This is a genomic window from Gemmatimonadota bacterium, from assembly GCA_016712265.1.
Taxonomy (GTDB): domain Bacteria; phylum Gemmatimonadota; class Gemmatimonadetes; order Gemmatimonadales; family Gemmatimonadaceae; genus RBC101.
Genome location: JADJRJ010000031.1, coordinates 836,107 through 857,881 on the forward strand (window position 1 = coordinate 836,107; position 21,775 = coordinate 857,881).

The 21,775-nt window shown below is 68.0% G+C and carries 10 protein-coding genes; 6 read left to right on the top strand and 4 right to left on the bottom strand.

Annotation, left to right across the window (positions count from 1 at the left end; genetic code table 11):
• The first annotated feature begins 107 nt into the window (after window positions 1-107).
• Together IPK85_24485 and IPK85_24490 are read left to right on the top strand one after the other, a co-directional pair.
• Window positions 108-1,292 (top strand): cystathionine gamma-synthase family protein, encoded by a 1,185-nt coding sequence (locus tag IPK85_24485; GenBank protein ID MBK8250526.1) that lies wholly within the window; start codon window positions 108-110, stop codon window positions 1,290-1,292.
• Window positions 1,259-2,380, top strand: coding sequence for a S41 family peptidase (locus IPK85_24490; protein ID MBK8250527.1), 1,122 nt, complete (start codon window positions 1,259-1,261; stop codon window positions 2,378-2,380). The genes IPK85_24485 and IPK85_24490 overlap by 34 nt, the downstream gene beginning before the upstream one ends.
• 20 nt (window positions 2,381-2,400) lie before the next feature.
• On the opposite strand, the gene IPK85_24495 is transcribed toward IPK85_24490, so the two are convergent.
• Together IPK85_24495 and IPK85_24500 are read right to left on the bottom strand one after the other, a co-directional pair.
• Window positions 2,401-2,799, bottom strand: coding sequence for a hypothetical protein (locus IPK85_24495; GenBank protein ID MBK8250528.1), 399 nt, complete (start codon window positions 2,797-2,799; stop codon window positions 2,401-2,403).
• Between the two features lie 144 nt (window positions 2,800-2,943).
• Entirely contained in the window at window positions 2,944-5,055 is a 2,112-nt protein-coding gene (locus IPK85_24500; protein MBK8250529.1) for a dehydrogenase E1 component subunit alpha/beta, read from the bottom strand.
• Between the two features lie 227 nt (window positions 5,056-5,282).
• Between IPK85_24500 and IPK85_24505 the strand changes: the two genes are divergently transcribed.
• The 4 genes from IPK85_24505 to IPK85_24520 all read left to right on the top strand — a co-directional run bounded on the left by IPK85_24505 (window position 5,283) and on the right by IPK85_24520 (window position 18,349).
• On the top strand, window positions 5,283-5,864 hold the full coding sequence (locus IPK85_24505) for an HIT family protein (GenBank protein MBK8250530.1): 582 nt from the start codon (window positions 5,283-5,285) through the stop codon (window positions 5,862-5,864).
• Window positions 5,865-6,069: 205 nt separating this feature from the next.
• Entirely contained in the window at window positions 6,070-6,513 is a 444-nt protein-coding gene (locus tag IPK85_24510; protein MBK8250531.1) for an HNH endonuclease, read from the top strand.
• A gap of 180 nt (window positions 6,514-6,693) precedes the next feature.
• Window positions 6,694-17,232 carry a DUF11 domain-containing protein gene (locus IPK85_24515; protein MBK8250532.1) on the top strand — a complete coding sequence of 3,513 codons (10,539 nt, stop codon included), beginning with the start codon at window positions 6,694-6,696 and terminating at the stop codon, window positions 17,230-17,232.
• A 1-nt stretch (window position 17,233) separates the two neighbouring features.
• On the top strand, window positions 17,234-18,349 hold the full coding sequence (locus tag IPK85_24520) for an OmpA family protein (GenBank protein ID MBK8250533.1): 1,116 nt from the start codon (window positions 17,234-17,236) through the stop codon (window positions 18,347-18,349).
• A 74-nt stretch (window positions 18,350-18,423) separates the two neighbouring features.
• Here the strand turns inward: IPK85_24520 and IPK85_24525 are convergent, their stop codons facing one another.
• Together IPK85_24525 and IPK85_24530 are read right to left on the bottom strand one after the other, a co-directional pair.
• Window positions 18,424-19,632: a tartrate dehydrogenase gene (locus IPK85_24525; protein ID MBK8250534.1), complete on the bottom strand. Its 1,209-nt coding sequence runs from the start codon at window positions 19,630-19,632 to the stop codon at window positions 18,424-18,426.
• A gap of 30 nt (window positions 19,633-19,662) precedes the next feature.
• Entirely contained in the window at window positions 19,663-21,672 is a 2,010-nt protein-coding gene (locus IPK85_24530; GenBank protein MBK8250535.1) for an ABC transporter permease, read from the bottom strand.
• Between the last annotated feature and the right edge of the window lie 103 nt (window positions 21,673-21,775).

Consider the following 21,775-nt stretch of genomic DNA (forward strand, 5'->3'; position numbering starts at 1 on the left):
TGCTGGACGGTTCGTCGCGCCCCACGTCAGCGCAGAGGCGGGGCGACTTCCGTTGCCGCTCCTCCACGAAGGTTCACTTTCGCCCACGGTAAAATCGCATGACCACGATGGATCAACCTCACCAGCCCGGGCCGGGAACTACGTCGGTCTGGGCCGGGGAAGAGCTGCTGTTTCCGCACGGCATCACGACCGTGCCGCTCCACCTCGGTGTGACCTACGGCTTCGAAACGCTTGAGGCATGGCGTGCGGTAGCGTTGGGTCAGGCCCCAGGACACATCTATGGCCGATCGACCAACCCCACGACAGATGTATTCGAGGCCAAGATCTGCGCCCTCGAGGGGGCGGAGGCCGCAGTGTCATTCGCCTCGGGGATGGCGGCGGTGAGCAACCTGTTCGCCACGGTGCTCTCGCCAGGTGATCGCGTGGTATCGATCCGGGACACCTATGGCGGAACCAGCAAGCTCTTCCTGGAGACGTTGCCCCGGCAAGGGATTTCGGTCGTGCTGGTCGAGACGGCGGATCATGAGGCACTGGAGCGCGAAGTCGCCGCCGGGTGCCGCTTGCTGTACCTCGAGACACCCACCAACCCGACCCTCAAGATCCTCGATGTGCGCCGCCTGGCCGCGGCCGCGCACCGGGTTGGGGCGCTCGTCGCGGTGGACAATACCTTTGCCACCCCGATCAACCAGCGACCCCTGGCCCTCGGTGCCGATGCCGTCCTGCACAGCGCCACCAAGTACCTCGGCGGGCACTCCGACGCCATTGGCGGCGTGTTGTGCGGCGGGCGTGAGCTCATGCAGCGCGTGTTCAGCTTCCGCGAGGTCAACGGTGCCGTGATGCACCCGATGTCGGCCTACCTCATCCTTCGGGGGATGAAGACGCTTGAGCTGCGCGTCCAACGACAAAATGCATCCGCCGAGTCGTTGTCGCGGTTTCTCTCCGCACACCCCGCCGTGGCCGAGGTGTTCTATCCCGGGCTGCCCGATCATCCGCAGCATGCGATCGCGCGGAGCCAGATGTCGGGCTTTGGCGGTGTCTTGAGCTTTGCGCTCCGCGCCGGGGACGACGCCGTCGGGGCGTTCCTCGCCCGCCTGCGCTACGTGCACCTCGCCGCGAGCCTGGGTTCGGTGTCGACCCTGGCCGGGCCACCATCGACCACCAGTCACGTGGAGATCACCGCTGCCCAGCGGCGGGAACTGGGCATACCGGAAGGGCTCGTCCGGTACGCCGTCGGGATCGAGAACGTGGAGGACCTGCAGTGGGACCTCGACCAGGCCTTGAACAGCCTGTAAGGCGAGCACTGCGCGGTGTCCTGCGCCTCGCCCTCTGCGCGATTGCGCTCCCAGGGGGCGCGAGTGCACAGGAGGTCGAGGCCCTCGCGCAGTGTGGTAGGGCAGGGATGGCGGGGCGGGTGGTACGGGAGTTCTGGAAGGAGCTTGACCAACGCTACGCCGTGTTTCCCCAGCGCTTGCGCCGCGGCTCCTGGGAGGCGCTGGGACGTAGCGCCTGCGCGACGGTGGCTCGCGACACCAGCGCGACGACCCTCTTTGGCGCCTTGGAGCGAATGGCTCAGGCGCTCGATGATGGGCACATCCAGATCTCGGCGCCCTCGCTCGACCGCCGAACGACGGGGTGGGCGAACGAGTATCCGCACGGCGAGCTCATGGCGCAGCTCGTTGGTCGGGTGGAGTCACGCTACGCGGGCGGCCCACTCCGTCGGGCCGGGGCAGGTCGGATCGCCTGGGGAAGGCTCGGCGCCGTTGGGTACTTGGATCTCGCCGCATTCGAGGGGCTTGGAGGCGATGGACGCGAGGCCGCCAGTGTGGCTGCGGTGCGCGCAGTCATGCCGGAGGTCGTCGCCGCGATGGCGGGCGTGGCGGGATTGATTGTGGACCTGCGCAACAACGAGGGCGGCTATGATGCGGTAGGGCTGGAGGTCGCCCGGTGGTTTCGGGGGCCACGAACCTTCAGCTACACCAAGGCCCGGCGCAACGGGCCACACCATGACCAGGTGGGCCCGTGGGATTCGGTGTTCGTCGATGCGTCGCCGTCCCAGGCACTTGACGGGCCGACGATCGTCCTCGTCTCAGGCTGGACCTTCAGTGCTGCGGAGACCTTCGTGCTCTCGATGCGTACTCGTGCGGGAGTCACGATCCTCGGGGAGCACACGTCGGGTCACTTGTCCGACCTCTTCCGGGCGCAGCTTCCCAATGGTTGGCGGTACACGTTCTCCGGAGAACGGTACCGCGCGGCCGACGGGGTAATCTATGAAGGGCGGGGAATTCCCCTCGACGTCCTGGTCCCGTTTGACACGGCGGCGTTCCGGGCGGGTCGTGATGGCATGCTCGAGGCGGCCCTGACGCGCCTGGGTCGGCGATAGTCCGGCGCGAATCCATTCCGCTATGGGGCCTGGCGAGCGGTCTCGGCCGCCGGTGACGAACGCAAGGACCGCGCGACGAGCCCGACGCCGGCAGCGAGCAAGCCGAGGATGAGCAGCGTGTCGTAGAGCGACGCCGGGCCAAAGTAGACCCGCATGTTCGCGATGATTCCGACCACGATGATGAGGAAGCCTCCACCGGTCAGGAGGCGCCCGATCGCGGACTTGCCATTGAAGAACAGGATCCCGATCCCGACCAGGAGCGGGATCAGCGACAACCCGAAGGCGTTGCGTCCCCCAAAGTCCCAGAAGCCGCTGCTCACGGTGACGCGCTGCAGGAAGAGGTAGCTGCCAGCGACCACCATGGCGAGCCCGCCAAAGAACTGCCCCAGCCCGCCTTCCGTTCCACCGGCACCTTTCATCGGGGACTCCTGGTGAAGGTTGCGACGCTGACTGGTGCTACCAACGAGTGTACGTGGCGCGAAGGAACCCGTCCCTTGCCCGTGCCATCCGCCGACTGCCGTCTGCCGTCTGCCGTCTGCCGTCTGCCGTCTGCCGTCCCACACCTAGTACTTCGCGATCTCGCGGTACGCCCGGACAAAGTCGTCGATCTGCGGCAGGATGGCGTCCTCGAGCTGAGGCGCGTATCCGACGAAGGTGTCCGTGCTCGCCACGCGGCGTACGGGCGCGTCGAGCCACGCAAAGCAGTCGTCGGCGATCCGCGCGGCGATCTCCGCGCCATAGCCCCACGAGATAGAGTCTTCGTAGGCCACGATCACGCGGTTGGTCCGCTTGGCCGAGGCGTACACCGTCTCCTGGTCCCAGGGGCTCAGGGTACGCAGGTCGATCACCTCGACCGAGATCCCCTCGTCGGCCACCTGGTTGGCGGCCGCGAAAGCGCGCTGAACCGTTGCGCCATAGGTGACGAGCGTGACGTCCGTCCCGGCCCGCACCGTGCGCGCCTTGCCGAACGGGATCATGAAGTTCGGTCCCGGGTAGGCTGCCTTGTTGTAGGTCTGGCGGTAGAGGTGCTTGTGTTCGAGGAAGATGACCGGGTCATCGCAGCGAATCGCCGTGCGAAGCAGCCCGTTGGCGTCGAGGGCGTTCGACGGACAGACGACACGCAACCCCGGGCAATGCGTGAACAGCGAGGCCCCGGTCTGCGAGTGGTAGATCGCCCCGCGGATGTACCCGCCGTACGTCGTGCGCACGACCACGGGCGACGAGAAGTTGTTGTTGGAGCGCCAGCGCATCGTCGCGAGTTCGTCGCGAATCTGCATGTAGGCCGGCCAGATGTAGTCGAAGAACTGGACTTCGACGACCGGCTTGAAGCCACGGTGGGCCATCCCGATGGCACGCCCGACGATGTTCGCCTCGGCGAGCGGCGTGTTGTACACCCGATCGGAGCCGAACTCCTTCTGGAGTCCGTGCGTCGCCTTGAAGACTCCGCCCTTGCCCTTGACCTTGCCCAGGTACTTCTCGCGGGAGACGTCGGCGACATCCTGCCCGAAGACCATGAGCTTCGGGTTGCGCCGCATCTCATCGCGCAAGCACGCGTTGATCAGGTCGACCATCGTCGTCTCGTTGCCTGACGAGTGCGGGTCGTCCTCGGTGTCGAAGGCGTCACCCGTGGGGTCGACGTCGGGGGAGTACACGCCGAAGTAGATCGTGGACGCGTCCGGTTGGGGCTGCCCCAGGGCATCGTCCGTGGCGGCCAGCACCTCGGCGTCCACCTCTTCCTGGATCTTCGCTAGGTCGGCCTCCGTCGCGTGGCCTTCGGCGAGCAGCCAGGCGGGGAAGGTCGTGATCGGGTCGCGGAGTGCATCCTTCTCGCGCTCCTCGTCCGGGCGATACAACACCTCGTCGTCGGAGAGCGAGTGCGAGTAGGGCCGGATCACGTGCGCGTGGACGAATGCCGGTCCCTTGCGGGCCCGCGCGTGGTCCACGGCGCGCTTCATCACTTCGTAGCTCGCGAAGAAGTCGCAGCCGTCGACTTCCTGGATGTACAGGTCGGGGAACGATGCGACGAGCTTGGATATCGATCCGCCGGCCGTGTTGACCTCCACCGGGACCGAGATCGCGTACTGGTTGTCCTGGATACAGTAGACCACCGGGAGCTTGAGGTTGCACGCGGTGTTCAGCGACTCCCAGAACTCACCCTCGGAGGTCGTCCCGTCGCCCGACGAGACGTAGACGATTTCGTCCTTGGCATACCCTTCGGTGATCCCGAGTTCACTGGCGCGATGGATCCCCTCGGCGCACCCGACGGCCTGCAGGAACTGGGTGCCGGTGGGCGAGGACGCGCTGACGATGTTCAGTGCCTTGTGCCCGAAGTGGGAGGGCATCTGGCGGCCCCCGGAGTTCGGATCGATCGCGGCGCCGACTGCTTCATACAACATCTCGGCCGGGGTCATCCCCAGGGCCAGGCACAGGGCGCGATCGCGGTAGTAGGTATAAAACCAGTCGTGCCCCGGCTTCATGAGCATGCCGGTGGCGACCGTGATGGCCTCATGTCCCGCGCCGGAGATCTGGAAGAAGATCTTGTTCTGGCGTTTGAGCTGGATCTCCTTGTCGTCGAGACGACGCGAGGTCAGCATCGTGCGATAGATGCGCAGGAGGTCCGCACGGTCGAGGCCGGCAGTGCGCGAGGAGCGTTCAGCCCGGGTCTGGGTCGCCATGTGCAAATCGGGGAATCGGGGAATCACCAGCGGCGCGAAAGATACCGGAGTGGGCGCCGATCTGCCTCCCGGCCGGTGTGTTGTTATGACGACCGAGGCATAGTGGCGCAGCGACGCGCGCGCACCGGGTGTGGCCGATCCCATCGGGTTGCGTTGCCTCGACGCCACAGGGACCGGATCCCGGCGAGGCGCAAGGGGAGTGGCCCTGACGACGAGTGGCGGGCAAGGTGTTCGGTACCAAGGAGTTGGACGTCGAGGGAAGGGGCGAGCCGGCTGATGGCACCAACCGTGAACCTCGGGAGGGTACCACCAGCATGGATTCGGGCAACATGGGAGTCAGCACCACGCGTCACTGCATTTTCTGCGAGATCGTTCATGGCGCGGGCGAGGCCTCGATTTGCTATGAGGACGGGGATGCGATCGCGTTGATGGACATCCAGCCGGTGAACGCCGGCCACGTCCTGGTCGTCCCGAAGGCCCATTTCGATTCGATGGACGACGTCCCCGAGGAACTCGCGCTGCACCTCTTCAGCGTGGCGCTCCGGTTGTCGCCCGTCGTCCGCCGACTTGCTGGCGCCTCCGCCGTGAACGTGGTGGTGTCGTCCGGTCGAGAAGCGGGACAGGACGTCTTTCACCACCATGTGCACTTGATTCCGCGCGTGGCTGGCGATGGGTTTGACGTTCCGCTCCCGTTCCCGGGGTCTGGTATGCCGGACCGTACCACCCTCGATGCGATGGCGGCGCGGATCATGTGTGCCATGCACGACCCCGTTCGCCGCGTGACACCGCTCGGTGTCGCTGTTGCATAACGGGCGTTAGGCCCCCCTTGCGCGAGGCCGGGGGCCGATGGCATAACTAGGCACCCGTGGGTACGACCACCTAACGGGATCGTCAGGCACCGGAGGCGAATGCCAGGCTCTCGTCAGGCAATCCGCACCAGGTACGCGGCGCCGCCTCGCAGGCGGCGAGTTGCGCCTCCCCGTGGTCTCACCCCCCTCACCACCCCGTCCCGGCATGCCGGTGCGGGGTGTCGTCGTTTGGCGAGGTGCTATGCCCCAGCGTGTCTTCCTGCGGCTCCAGTCCGGGCGCGACTCGCGCGACCGGCGTCATCGGTCCCTGGTGCGCCGCGCCCATCACCTGCGCGAACAGAAGCGCGCGCTCAAGCACGCGACGTTACGCGATTGCGGACGGCGATGCGTGTACTGCGCCACGGTCTTGCCCCTTGAGTCCGCGACCCTGGACCACGTGATTCCCGTCGCCCGGGGAGGGACGGACGCGCCGGGCAACCTGGTGGTCGCATGCGCGCCCTGCAACCGGCTCAAGGGGGACATGCATCCGACGCAGTTTTTCGCGCGGTATCCGTGGGCCGGGATGAACTTTGTGCGCTATGCCCGGGCCGTCCACCGGGCGCTCAAGCGCGGTGCGCGCCGCGCCGTTTCGCTCGCCCTGGCCGCCTGAATCCGGACGACAATTCCAGAACACGGAGCCGGGACCGCCCGGCCGAGGGACCGGGGGCAGCTGGCACGGGATTTTCCTGCCTTCTGACCGAATTTCCCGTTTCCGCGGGGCGGTGATGGCAGTCACAGTGCAGCGGGATCTCTCCCGCTGCACCAGCAGGTCAACTCAAGGCACGCATTCATGTTCTGGTCACGCTTCCTTCTTGCTCCGGCGCTTCCCCTGGCCCTGTCGCTTCCGGCCTCCGGCCCGGCGCTGCCGCCGCCGCCCGTCTTGCGCCCCGTCGTGGTGCTGGCGACGGGGCTCCCCGGGAACGTGATCAAGACGGTGACCGACCTCAACGGTGGCACTGTCCTGCCAGGCGACACGCTGGTGTACGACGTCACCGTGAGCAACACGGGGGGGCCTGATGACGCCCTGCAGGTCGCGCTCATCGACTCGATACCCGCCAATACGACCTTCGCGTCCGGTTCGCTCGTGATCACCTCCGGGCCTAACGCCGGCGCCAAGACGGACGCGACCGGTGACGATCAGGCCTTCCACGAACCGGCGTTCAACCGCATTCGCTTCCGCCTCGGAACGGCCGCGACCGCGACGCTGAACGGCACCATCGCGGCGAATACGAGCACCTCCGTCCAGTTTCGCGTGGTGGTCAACGCCGGCGTGGGACAGGGCACCGTGATCTCCAACTCGGCGCAGCTTCGCTTTCGCGATGGGGGCACCAACGCGGAGACCGCCGTCGCCAGCCGACCGCCGGGCGGCCCCATTGGGGGGACGCCGACGACCGTGACCGTTGAGCTGCCGGACCTCACGATCGCGAAATCGCACACCGGAAATTTCGTCCGGGGTGCCACCGGCACCTACAGCCTGGTCGTCACGAACGCCGGGTCGGGTACCACCGCGGGGACGTACTCGGTCTCGGACGTCCTGCCGGCAGGCCTGACCCCGACGCTGGCGACCGGTACCGGGTGGAGCTGCGCGATCGTCGCACAAACGGTGACGTGCACGCGGTCAGGCACCCTTGCCTCAGCCGCCGCGGCGCCACCGATCACCCTGACCGTCAGCGTCAGCAACGGAGCGGCCGGTGCCATCACCAACACGGCCACCGTGTCGGGCGGTGGGGAGTCGAACGCCGGCAACAACTCGGCGTCGGACCCGACCACCGTCGTCGATCCGCCGATTGACCTGTCGATCACCAAGTCCCACGTGGGCAACTTCGTGGGATTGCGACAGGGCACCTTCACGCTCACGGTCACCAACCAGACGGTGGCCACGGGCACAGGGCCACTGACCGTCACGGATACCCTCCCGACCGGCGTCACGTTCAGCAGTGGCACCGGTGCGGGGTGGAGCTGCGGTGCGACTGGGCAGGTGGTGACGTGTCTCAATGCCGGACCGATCGGCCCCAATGCATCCACCGCGATCACCCTCACCGTCGACGTGGGAGCGGCGGCGTATCCCAGCTTCGTCAATCGCGCGTGGATCGCCATTGCGGGCGACGCCGTCCCCGCCAATGACGTGTCCAGTGACGCCGTGAACGTGGAGTCCATCCCGGACTTCGCGATCACCAAGACGGCAGGCGGCGCGTTTGTGGTGGGTAACCAGGCGACGTACACCATCGGGATCACCAACACCTCGAGTGGCCCTTCCACAGGTGTCACCACCGTCACCGACACCCTCCCCACGGGGCTGAGCTTCGTGAGCGGGACCGGTGCCGGGTGGTCCTGCGGGGCCACGGGCCAGATCGTTAGCTGTACCCAGCCGGCTGGCGTGGCGTCGGGGGCCAGCATCCCGATCACGCTGACCGTGGACGTCCTCACCGCGGCGGCACCGTCGGTCACCAACCGCGCGCATGTCCAGTCGCCGGGCGACGTCAACACCTCAAACAACACGGCCACGGTCACCACCCCCGTCTCCAACCCGGCGGGGGCCGACCTGACCATTACCAAGACCCACACCGGCAACTTCACGGTAGGAACCAACGGGGTCTACACGCTTCGGGTCACGAATAGCGGGACGACCGCGTTCTCAGGGACCTTCACCATCGCGGACACCTTGCCGGCCGGCCTCACCTTTGTGTCCGGCCCACCGCCATGTCCCGCGGTCGGCCAGGTGATCACGTGCACGGTCACCACGCCGCTGAACCCCGGCAGCTCGACCTCGGCGAGCATCACCGTGGCGGTCGGGCCTGCCGCCTTCCCCTCGGTGACGAATCGGGCGCACGTGGCCTCGCCTGGCGATGGCAATCCCAACAACAACAGCGCCGCCGACCCAACGACGGTAGGCTCCAATATTGACCTGGCGATCACCAAGACAGCGACCACGGCGTTCACGGTCGGGAGTCCGGCGTCGTACGCGCTGGCCATTGCGAATGTGGGCACGACGGCGACACAGGGGATCATCAGCGTGACCGACACGCTGCCGACCGGGCTGTTGTTCCAGTCGGCCACCGGCACGGGGTGGAGCTGTGGTGTTTCCGGATCCATCGTGACCTGCACGAATCCCGGCCCCCTCGCGCCGGCCACCTCGAGCACGATCACCCTCAGCGTCTCGGTGACCGCACCAGCCGCGCCGAGTGTCACGAACACGGCGCACGTTGCCACGCCGGCCGACGCGGTCAGTGGGAACAACAGCTCAACTGTGGTGACCCCCGTGGGGACCGCCGCGGCGCCCGACCTGACCATGGCCAAGAGCGCTACGTCGGCGTTCGTGGTGGGCTCGAGTGCGACCTACAACCTGGCCGTGACGAACGCCGGGTCCGCCGCAACCAGCGGTGCCCTCACGGTCACCGACACCCTGCCGGCCGGACTCGCATTTGCCTCGGGCACCGGGACCGGATGGAGCTGCGCGGCCACCGGACAAGTCGTGACGTGCACCAATGCGGGCCCGCTCGGCGTCGCCGCAACCTCCACCCTCACGTTGACCGTGACGGTGTCGGCCCCTGCCGTTCCCAGCGTAACGAACACGGCCCACGTGGCCACAACCGGCGAAAGCAACGCGAACAACAACAGCGGGTCGGCCACGACCCCGGTGACGTCGCCGAGTGGCGTGGACCTGACGATCACAAAGACCCACACCGGCAACTTCACGGTAGGAACGAACGGGGTGTACACGCTGCGCGTCACGAATAGTGGGACGGTCGCGTTCTCCGGGACCTTCACGATCGTGGACACCCTCCCGGCCGGTCTCACCTTCGTCTCCGGCCCGCCCCCCTGTCCTGCGGTTGGCCAGGTCATCACCTGTACGGTGACCACTCCATTGAATGTCGGTAGCTCAACCTCTGCCAGCATCACCGTGGCCGTCGGACCTGCCGCAGCCCCGTCGGTGACAAACCGGGCCCATGTCGCCTCCGGCCTCGATGGCAATCCCAACAACAACACAGCGATCGACCCGACTACCGTCCTGTCCATCCCGGACCTGGCGATCACCAAGTCGGCCACCAGTGCCTTCACCGTGGGTAGCAGCGCGACCTACGACCTCACGATCACTAACGTCTCGACCGGGAGCACCACGGGGGCGCTGACGGTGACCGACACGTTGCCGGCGGGACTGGCGTTTGCCTCCGGCACAGGGACCGGCTGGAGTTGCGGCGCGGCGGGACAGGTGGTCATCTGCACCAACCCCGGCCCGCTCGCAGCCAGCGCCTCCACGGCGATCACACTGACGGTCAACGTGTCAGCGCCGGCCGCGCCGAGCGTCACGAATCGCGCATGGATCAGCACTCCGGGTGATGCCAACACCACCAACGACCTCGGCACGGCTGTCACCCCGGTGACCACTCCGGGTGCCCCGAACCTCGCCCTGAGCAAGAGCCACACGGGGACATTCGTCGTCGGCCAGCAAGGGATCTACACGCTCGCGATCTCCAACGTAGGCAGCGTCGCCACCACCGGCACGATCACTCTGACGGACACGCTGCCGACTGGCTTGACCTTCGCATCCGGGACCGGGACCAGCTGGAGCTGCGGGGCGACCGGCCAGATCGTGACCTGCACCAACCCCGGCCCCCTGGCGGCAGCCGCGTCCACGTCGATTGCGCTGACCGTGAATGTCGGCGCCGCGGCGCTTCCGTCGGTCACCAACCGGGCGACGGTCGCCACGCCCGGCGACACCGACCCTTCCAACGATGTGGGCACGGACCCGACGACCGTGGTCTCGGTGCCGGACCTCACGATCGCCAAGACGACCTCGTCATCATTCACCGTCGGCGGCACCGCCACGTACCAGCTGGCCGTGACGAACGTGTCGGCCGGGCCAACTACGGGAAGCATCACTGTCACTGATGTCCTGCCGTCCGGGCTCACCTATCAGTCCTTCGCGGGTGCCGGGTGGAGCTGCAGTGCCGTCGGTCAGACCGTCACCTGCACGTCGCCTGGTCCGCTGGGTGCGAGCGCGAGCAGCACCGTGTCGCTCCAGGTGGCCGTCGGCTCCGCCGCCGTGCCGAGTGTCACCAATACGGCGACGGTGAGCACGCCGGGCGACCTGAATACCACCAACAACAGCAGCACGATCTCGACACCAGTGGCGACCACGCTGCTGGATCTGTCCATCGCCAAGACGCTCGTCGGCACCTTGGTCGCCGGGCAGAACGCGACGTACGCGCTCACCGTCTTGAACAACTCGACGCAGCCAACGACCGGGCCGATCACGGTGACGGATGTGCTGCCAACCGGGCTCACGTTCACGGCGAGCAGCGGCGCCACGTGCAGCGCGGTGGGGCAGACCGTCACCTGCACCAGGTCCGCTGCGCTCGCCGCGGGTCAGTCGTTCGCTATCACCCTGCAGGTCGCGGTGGCCGCCGGACTCAGCGGCACGGTCACCAACACGGCGACCGTCGCGACGGCCGGTGACTCCGACCCGACCAACAACACCGCGAGTGTCGCCGCTCCCGTGGCGACGGGGATTGACCTCGCCATCGCCAAGACTGCCAGCCCCCTGACCGTCGGATCCAACGGGAGCTTCGTCCTGACGGTCTCCAACGTCGGCTCATCGCCGACCATTGGGCAGATCACGGTCACTGACAACCTGCCAGCCGGCCTCACCTTCGTCTCGGGCTCGGGGACCGACTTTACCTGCTCCGCGGCCGGTCAGCTGGTGACCTGCTCACGTGCCAATGTGTTGGCCGCCGGGCAGTCGGTCGCCCTGACGCTCGTCGTGAGTGTCGGGAATACGGCGGCACCGAGCGTGGTGAACACGGCCACCGTGACCACGCTTGGTGATGTTGTGCCGGGGAACAACACGGCGACGACTGGCAGCGTGCCGGTTGGCGCGCCGACCCCTGACCTTGCACTGGCGAAGTCGCTGCTGACGCCGCCGGTCGCGGGTGGCTCGGTGACCTTCCGGCTGACGGTGTCGAACGTGGGTGGTGCGGCAACCAGCGGCACCACGACAGTGACAGACATCCTCCAGACCGGGCTCACCTTCGTGAGCGCCTCAGGCAGTGGCTGGACGTGTACTGCCGTCGGACAAACAGTCACGTGCACCAACCCCACGCCGATCGCGGCCGGGACGACCTCGACCATCGACCTCGTCGTCGCGGTCGCGGCGGATGTCACGAGCATCGCGAACACGGCGACCGTAGGCGTCCCGGGCGACGGCAACCCAGGCAATGACACGGGCGGCATCTCGCCGACGCCCACCACCCTTCCGCCCGACTTGGCGCTCGACAAGGTGGCGAACGGTCCGTTCCTGGTGGGCCAGCCGGCCAGCTATACGATCACGGTGCGGAACGCGGGGAGTGGACCGACGACCGGCCTCATCACCGTGACCGATGTGGTACCAAACGGCCTCACGATTACTGGAGCCACGGGGTCGGGCTGGACCTGCACGATCGCCGGGCAGGTCGTGACCTGCACGCACCCCGGCCCGCTCGCGCCTAACGGCACGCTCACCATCACCCTCACCGTCGTGCCCACCGCGGCCGCCGTGCCGGCGGTGACGAACCGGGCGAGTGTGGCGACGCCGGGTGATGCCAACCCGGGGAACAACGACGACACGGTCACCACACCGGTGGCTGGCGTGATTGACCTTGCCCTCACCAAGCAGGGCGCGGACACCCTGGTGGTGGGCGCTCCCACCACCTACACCCTGACTGCCCGCAACATCGGGACGGTGCCGACCACGGCGCCGATCGTGGTGACGGACTCGCTCCCCGCCGGGCTCACCTTCGTCGGCGCCAGCGGCCCGGGCTTCACCTGCACGGCCGCCGGACAGCTGGTCACCTGCACGCGCACCGCGCCCCCGTTAGGCGCTGGGGAGTCGGTCACGATCAGCGTGACGGCCAACGTCACCGCCGACGCCCCGGCCACGGTGCGCAACGTGGCGTGTGTGCGCACGACGGGCGACACCAATACCGCCAACGATTGCGGTACCAAGGTGTCGACCCCGCTCGGCGACGTGGACCTCGTGGCACTCAAGGATGTCATCGGGCCCGTGGAAGTGGGGCGACCCGCCACCTTTACACTGGCCGTGCGCAACATTGGCACGGCACCGGCACGCCCGCCGATCACCATGGTCGACACCCTGCCAGCTGGCCTCACCTTCGTCTCGGCCACCGGGACGGGGTGGCAGTGCGGTGCGGCAGGGAACATCGTGACCTGCATTCGTCCGACCGCGCTCCCGCCGGGGCTGTCGCCCGCCGTCACCCTGACGGTGAACGTGACGGCGGCCGCCTTCCCCCGCGTGACCAACTGCCTGGTTGTGCGCGGGACCAACGAAACGGGGTCGCTGCTCAACAATCGCTCCTGCTCCGATCCGGCGGTGGTTGGCCAGGGCAAGCTGGAGCTCGAGAAGCGGGTGGCGCGCGCCGAGGTGCAGGTGGGCGAGGTCGCCGACTACACCATTGTCGTGAAGAACGGCGGCGCCGGCGATGTGTTGGACGGCATCGTGACAGACATCCTGCCGGCGGGCTTCCTGCTCGAGGCACAGTCGGTGCGCGTGAACGGGGCCGGCGGAATCGTCGTGACCGGCGCGCCGGGCCCGCGGCTCGTCTTTGAGGTGGGCCGTGTGCCGGCGAACGGCCAGGTGACGCTGACGTACCGGGTGCGCGTCGGACCCGGGGCGCGCAGTGGCCAGCAGGTGAACGTCGCCGTCGCCGCGTCGAAGTCGCGTGGTGGCGAGACGCCGCCGGCGCGTGCGACCGTCCGCGTGAGCGGCGGCGTGTTCGATGAACGCGGTGCCATCCTCGGCAAGGTGTTCATCCAGTGCGACTGTGAACGGCAGGGGATGCAGGATGCCGGCGAGGTCGGTATCCCCGGGGTCCGTGTGTACCTCGAGGACGGGACCAGCGCGGTCACCGACGTCGAGGGCAAGTACAACTTCTACAACGTCTCCTCGCGGCTGCATGTCGTGAAGGTCGATCGCACGACGCTCCCCAACGGGGCCGAGCTGGTGCCGCTGGTCAATCGCAACGCAGGCGATGGCTACACGCGCTTTGCTGACGTCAAGGCGGGTGAGCTGCACCGCGCGGACTTCGCGGATGGGTCGCGCTCGCCGGAGGTGCTGAAGGCCGTCCTGGCGCGCCGTCGCACGGGTGAGGTGAACAATGCGGGTGAGCCGGCGCAACCCGTGGTGGGGTACGCGCCGCGCAACGCCGTGACGGATCGCGAGCTCGGGGGGGTGATGGGCGACCCCGCGCGCGTGCGTCAGGGCCTGATCGTGGCGACAGACTCGATCGTGGCGGTTCCACGCGCCGGGATTGAGGTGTCTGGTGCCTTCCAGAGCCCTGCCCAGGGCGGCGGGCGCCAAGGCATCGAACAGACCTGGACGCGACGGTATGCGCCGCTGTTCCGCGGCCCTGGCCTCACCGAGGTGAACTCACAGCTTCCCGTGACGCCGTTGCGCGCCCGCGCGCTGCAGGAGGGCACCAGTCAGGCCAACCGCGGGCTGGTCGAACTCCGATTGGGCAGCAGCCTGGTGAACCAGGGGGTGCCCGCCGACGGACAGTCCATGACCGAGGTCGCGGTGCGCGTGCTGGACAGTCAGGGCAACCCGCGTCCCGGCCGCACGGTGGTCACGCTCGAGGCGTCGTTAGGCCGCTGGTCGGCCAATGACGTGGGAGGCACGGAACAGGGGCTGCAAGCCGTCCTCGAGAACGGGGAGGGCTCGTTCCTGCTCATCGCCGCGCCGCAGCCCGGCGTCGGCGAGGTCCGCGTGACCACTCCCGATGCCTCGACCACCGTCCAGGTCACCTTCGTGCCGGTCAACCGGCAGATGCTCGTCAGCGGCCTCGTTCATGCCCGCATCGACTGGCAGAAGCTCCTGAATGGCGGGCTCGGACTCTCGGATCGCAGCGATGGCTTCGATGACGCCTTGCGGCATTGGTCGACGGGCGATGACACCAGCGCCACACGGGCTGGCGTCCGCACCCAGCTGTTCATGAAGGGGACCGTCCTCGATGATCGCCTCCTCACCCTTTCCTACGACTCCGAACGCGATCGCGGACGCACCTTCTTCCGTGACATCAGCCCGAACGAGTTCTTCCCGGTGTACGGCGATGCCTCCATCCGCGAGTTCGATGCGCAATCGCGCCGTCGCTTCTACGCCCGGCTCGACAAGGGGACCGGCTATACCATGTACGGCGACTTCCAGACCACGCGCGCCGATGATCGGCGCGTGCTCACCGCCTACGACCGCTCCCTCACCGGCTTCGTGCAGCACCTCGAGGGGCGCGATGGGACGGCCACCTTCTTCGCCAGCCAGGGACGCATCTCGCAGCAAGTGGACGAGATCTCCGGGCGCGGCATCTCCGGCCCCTATGCACTCTCTCGCAGCACGGGGCTCATCAATAGCGAGCGCGTCGAGATCATCGTGCGCGATCGCAACCAGCCGAGCGTGATCCTCTCGCGCACGGCGATGACCCGCTTTGCCGACTACACCATCGAACCCGTGACGGGACGCATCCTGTTCCGCGCGCCGGTGCAGAGCCTGGACGCCAACCTGAACCCGGTCTCGATTCGCGTCACCTACGAAACCGAGGACGGTCGCAGCAAGGCCTTCTGGGTGTACGGCCTCGACGGCTCGGTGCGCGCGGGCGATCGCCTCGAGCTCGGCGCCACCGTGGCCCGCGACGAAGGGCCGACCACCGGCCACGCGCTCTACGGCGTCAACGCCACGGCCAAGCTCGGCACCAACACCACCCTCTTCGGTGAACTCGGCTGGACGCGCCCCGAAGGCGCGGCCAGCGGCGACGCGCAACGCGTTGAGTTGCGGCACCAGTCGTCGACGCTCGAGGGCCGGCTGTTCGCGGTCCGCTCCGACGCCGGGTACGCCAACCTGTCCTCGGTCTTCACTGGCGGGCGCACCGAGTTCGGCGGCCGTTTCTCGAAGCAGCTTGCCGCCGGCACGCGCCTGGTGGCGGAAGGGCTCCGCTCGCAATACGGAGCGGACGGGGCACGGCGTGAAGGCGCGCTCCTCGCCATCGAGCGGCAGTTCTCGCAGGCCCTGCGTGGCGAGTTCGGCTACCGCTACGCCCGCACCAATGAACCGGAGACGGCGACCGGGGTGATCGTTCCGGGGACGCCGGTGGACGACCGCGACGTGAGCGCCCTACGTGCACGACTGCAGTACACCCTGCCGCAGAACACGCGAACCTCGGTGTTCGGTGAGGTCGAGCAGGACGTACGCGACGCCGATCGTCGGCGCCTGGCCGTCGGTGGCGAGTACATCATCGCCAACCGTGCACGACTCTACGGACGCCACGAGATGCTCGCGGGCTTCCGGGACCAGTTCACGCCGTCGCTGGGCAAGGACCGCAACTACACCGTGTTCGGCGTCGATGCCGATTACCTCAAGAACACGCAGGTCTTCAGCGAGTACCGCGCGCGCGATGCCTTCAACGGCCGGGACGTCGAGGCGTCGATCGGGTTGCGTAATCGCTGGGCGATCGCGCCAGGGTTGTTGCTGAACACCTCGTTCGAGCGGGTCTCGCCGCTCTTGCAGGGCGTCAGCACCCAGACCAACCAGAACGAGGCGCTCGCGATCACCGGTGCCATCGAATGGACCAAGCCGTCACTCTGGAAGAGCACGGCGCGCCTCGAGTACCGTGACGCCTTCACTGGCGATAACACCCTCGCGTCGTTCGGCTATGCGCGAAAGCTCTCGCGCGACTGGACGCTGCTCGGTCGCACGCTGTGGGATGACTACGACGCCGCCCAGCGCCAGACCCGCGGCTTCTCGCAATTCGGCCTCGCCTGGCGCGAGACCGATCGCAACCACTGGAACGCCTTGGCCCGATACGAACATCGCTTCGAACGCCTTGGGGGACTCGGGCAGGCGCTGTCCACGCGCGACCAGGCGCACATCCTGGCCGCGATGGTCAACTACCAGCCGGTGCAGCGCTTCACCTTCTCCGGCCGCTACGCCGGGAAGATGGCGAACAACCGCGTCAACGGGATCGAGAGTGATAACACCGCCCAACTCCTCATGGCGCGCGGGGTCCTGGATCTCAGCTCCCGGTTTGACGCCGGCCTGATCACCTCGACCCTCTTCAGTGACGGGTTCGCCGATCGTCGCTACGGCCTGGGGGGCGAGCTTGGCCTCATCCTCATGAAGAACCTCCGCGTGGCTGGCGGCTACAACCTGTTTGGCTTCACCGACAAGGACCTCAACACGATGGGCACCACGCGCAAGGGACCGTACCTCGAACTCGGCTTCAAATTCGACGAGAGCCTGTTCGGGATCGGCGGCGCGCCGCCCTCGGGCAGCAGCAAGGAGGAAGAGTAAGATGCGACGCCTGACACTCGGCGCGTTAGGCGCCCTCATGGGTGCGGCCGTGAGTGTGGGGGCCCAGGCTCCCGCCGGCCAGCGCCTGACCCCGGTCGCGCAGCGGATCACCGACGAGGCCTTCGCCCGCGACCTCGCCGTCTTTCACGCCCTGGAGCAGCGCGTGGCGCGCACCTCATCGGCGGCCGGCACCCGCAAGTACCTCGCGACCCGCGCCGCGGAGTACGTGACCATGGCCCGCGACGCCTATGAGCGCAACGATCGCACGGCCTTTCCGGAAGACATGATCGTGCTCGCCGAGCGTGATCTGTCGGTGGTCGAATCTGGGGGTGAGGTGCCGGCGGGAACGCTCGGCAGTGTGCTGTTCCCGAACAACGTGCGCGTGTTCGGCGAGGAGCTGCTCGGCAAGGCGATGACCCTGCGGCAGGAGGCTGACCGCCTCGGCGCTCCGGATGAGATAGCCCGTGCCGAGGCGACGTTGTTGCGCGCCGGCCACCCAATCCTTGCTGGGCCCGCGTGCGTGAGCGATGCTGACGCCCTGCGCGACGCCGAACAGCGCCTCCTGGCCGTCGAGCGCACGCGCGTGAACCCGGTCCCGGTGGAGCCGCCGATGGTCGTGCCGGATCGACCGGCTCCCGTGCCGCAACCGGATAGCGCGCGCCTGCCACGCCGCGCGTGCGACGGCCCCGAGCGTCTCTCGAACGTGGCGCGTGCCGTCCATTTCGCCCTGGACAAGCATGACCTCGCAGCATCGACGCGTCGCGTACTCGATGCGACCATCGCGCAGCTCAAGGCGAACCCGGCCGTGCGCGTGCGATTGAGCGGGCACACGGACCCACGGGCGAGCAATGCGTACAACCAGGCGTTGTCGCAGCGGCGGGTGGATGCCGTCAGTGCCTACCTGGCGGCCAACGGCATCGCCGGGGATCGCATCCTGCGAGCCGATGCGTTAGGCGAGGACCGGTTGCTGGAGCCCATCCGCGATGCACGCGACATGGCGCGGAACCGGCGGGTGGAGATCATCTACCTGCTGTGCGATGGGTCGGAGCTGGTGCCCGACGAGACGCTGGACGACCTGCAGCTGGAGGCGGTGCGGCGGCGGCAGAAGGAGAAGTAGACGGCAGACGGCAGAAACGGCCAACGACGGCGCCCCGGACTCAATCCGGGGCGCCGTGTCGTGTGCCCTTCGGTCTACAGCGCCTCGGCGATCGCGCGACCCAGCTCTGTGGTCGTCGCCCGGCCGCCCATGTCCGGCGTGCGCGGGATGCCGGGGTCGCTGAGCACACGCTCGATGGCCCCGACGATGTCGGCGGCAGCTTCGGGATGCCCCAGGTGCTCCAGCATCAGCGCGCCGGACCAGATCATCCCGATCGGGTTGGCGATCCCGCGCCCGGCGATGTCCGGCGCGGAGCCGTGCACGGGTTCGAACAGTGACGGAAAGCTGCGCTCAGGATTGATGTTCGCACTCGGCGCGATCCCGATCGTGCCGGTGCAGGCCGGCCCCAGGTCGGAGAGGATGTCGCCAAAGAGGTTGCTCGCCACAACCACGTCGAACCAGTCGGGATGCAACACGAAGTTGGCGCACAGGATGTCGATGTGGTACTTGTCCACACGCACGTCGGGGAAATCGGACGCCATCGCGGCGACGCGCTCGTCCCAGTAGGGCATCGTGATGTTGATCCCGTTGCTCTTCGTCGCCGAGGTGAGGTGGCGCTTCGGCCGGCGCTGTGCGAGGTCGAAGGCGAAGCGCAGGACGCGGTCCACCCCGATGCGCGTCATCACGGTCTCCTGGATGACCGTCTCGCGCGAGGTCCCCTCGAAGAGACGCCCCCCGATGCTCGAGTACTCCCCCTCGGTGTTTTCGCGCACGACGTAGAAGTCGATGTCGCCCGGGGTGCGGCCGGCGAGCGGTGAGGGGACGCCGGGCATCAACCGGCACGGGCGCAGGTTGACGTATTGGTCGAACTCGCGCCGGAACTTGAGCAAGCTGCCCCACAGCGAGACATGGTCGGGGACGGTTGCCGGCCATCCGACGGCACCGAAGTAGATCGCATCAGTCGCGAGCAGCTGTTCGCGCCAGTCGTCCGGCATCATCTGGCCGTGCGCGAGGTACCAGTCGCAGCTCGCCCATGGCTTCTCGTGCCAGGTGAACGTCAGGCCGTGCCTCGCCCCGACCGCCTCGAGCACACGGAGCCCCTCGGGGATCACTTCCTTGCCGATCCCGTCACCGGGAATGACGCTGATGTCGTAGTGGAGCACGCGGTACAGAAGGGAGGTGGTGCCCGACCTTCGAGCGATCAGGCTCCGGAGATTATCCCAACGAGCCTCAGCGGTCGAGGGCCGTGCGGCGGCCGCGGGGTTTGCCCTGCGGCCGCCGCGACGCAACCGGCGCCACTGCATTGGTTCGCGTCCTGCGGAGCGGTCCGCTCCCTAGTCGGCGCGTAGCGCCGTCAACAGGTTGGTGGACGCCGCTCGTCGCGCGGGAAGCACGCTGGCGACGGCCGCGGTCGTCATGAGGACCAGAGCCACCACGACCAGGGTTAACGGGTCACCGGCACGCACGCCATACAGGACAGACGACAACCAGCGACCGACAGCGAGCGCGAGCCCCGTGCCCAGGACGACGCCCATGCCAGCGAGGCGCAGCCCTTCGGCCAACACCGCATGCAGCACGCGCTGGTGTGATGCTCCGAGCGCCAGCCGCACGCCGAAGTCCTTGCGCCGCTGCTGGACGAGGTAGGCGAGCACACCGTAGAGCCCGACGGCGCCAAGCAGGAGGCCGAGGATCCCGAACGCACCGAGCAGCACCACCAGCATGCGCGGGCGTGCGAGGGCGTCGCGCACCGCCTCCTCCATGGTGAATGTGGTGCGAATCACCTGGAGGGGGTCCACCTCGCGGATGGCGCGTCGGACCGCCGCGGCGATCGCGAGCGGCGAGCCGTGGGTGCGAACGACCAGGTTCACCCCGACGCGTCCCTGCTGCATCTCATGCACGTAGATCGTGGGCTCGGCCTCGGCTGCTACCTCCGACTGGCGGATGCCCTGGACCACGCCGACGATCTCAACCCCCGCGTTCGCACCGAACACCAGCCGCTCGCCCACCGCGTCGCGACCCGGGAACCAGCGTCGGGCAAAGGCGCGATTCACGACTACCACTGGGGGCGCGTCCCGCCGATCGGCCGGTAAGAACTCCCGTCCCCCTTCCACGCGCGTGCCCATGACCGCAAAGAACCCATCGCTCACATTGAGCATCGCCGCGGTAGGTGAGTCTTCACCCGCGGGAACGACCATACCCGGCAGGCGAAAGCCCACGCGTTCTCCCGTGCCCTGGAACGGGGCTTCCTTCACGGCCCCGGCCGACACGACGCCTGGCACGGCTCTCACCTGTTGCAGGATGCGCTCGTAGACCAGCGGGTAGTTGTCGCCGTGTCGCTCCGTGCTCAGCGAATAGCTCACGACCAGGAGATGATCCGGTCGGAATCCGAGGTCGACGCCCGTCAGCGCCCGCAGGCTGCGCACCATGAGTCCCCCCGCCACCACCAGCACCATCGCGAGGGTGACCTCGGCCACCACGAGCACGCGCCGACCGCGTGTTCGCAGGCCGGTCGCCGACCTGGTGGATCGCAAGGCGTCGGCGGTCCAGGCCGATGCTGACACGGCGGGGACCGCACCAAAGAGCAGTCCCGCGATGACGGAGAGCCCGGTGGCGAAGGCAAGCACGGTCCCGTCGAGCACGACCTCACCCCCGCGCGGCAGTTGGTCGGCGGCGGCGATGCGCACCAGCCGCACCAGGCCGTAGGCGGTCGCCACACCGAGGGCGCCCCCGAGCGAGGCAAGGACCAGGCTCTCGGTCACGAGTTGCTGGACCAGCCGACCCCGAGACGCCCCAAGCGCGGTTCGCACGGCCACCTCGCCAGCGCGTGCCGTCGCACGCGCCAGCTGCAGCGAGGCCACGTTGACGCACGCAATGAGCAGCAGCAGCCCCACGGCCCCGAGCAAGAGCCACAGGGTGCGGCTCACATCGCCGACGATGGAGCCGTGCAGTGGCCGCACGGTGACCCCGTCCCACGCGGCGTTCTCCGGATAACGCGCTGCGAGGCGCGTCGCGATGGTGTGCAGCTCCGTGGAGACCTCGCCCTGCGAGGTCCCATCGCGCGCGCGCGCGACGACCCCAAGGAGGCGGACGAAGCGCAAGCGGGGAATCTGGTCGTCGGTGAAGATCGAGAAGGGCACGTACACGTCGGCTGCAGCGGACGGGTAGGTGAACGTGGCAGGCAGGACTCCGATGACCTGGAACGGGGAGCCATTGATGGTGAGGGCGCGTCCCACCACCGAGGGATCCGCGCCAAAGCGGCGCCGCCAGAAGGGCTCCGTGAGGACGACGACACGATCGGGGCCGCCGCGAACGAGTTCGTCCTCCCGGGGGAGGCGGCCGTGCACGGGTGTTCGGGTTCGCCCTCGCCGGTGAAGTCGAGGCCGCTTCCGTCCTGGTGGAAGTATCCTCCCAGGTCGGCGACCGCGGAGCGTTGCGCCCGGAAGTCAT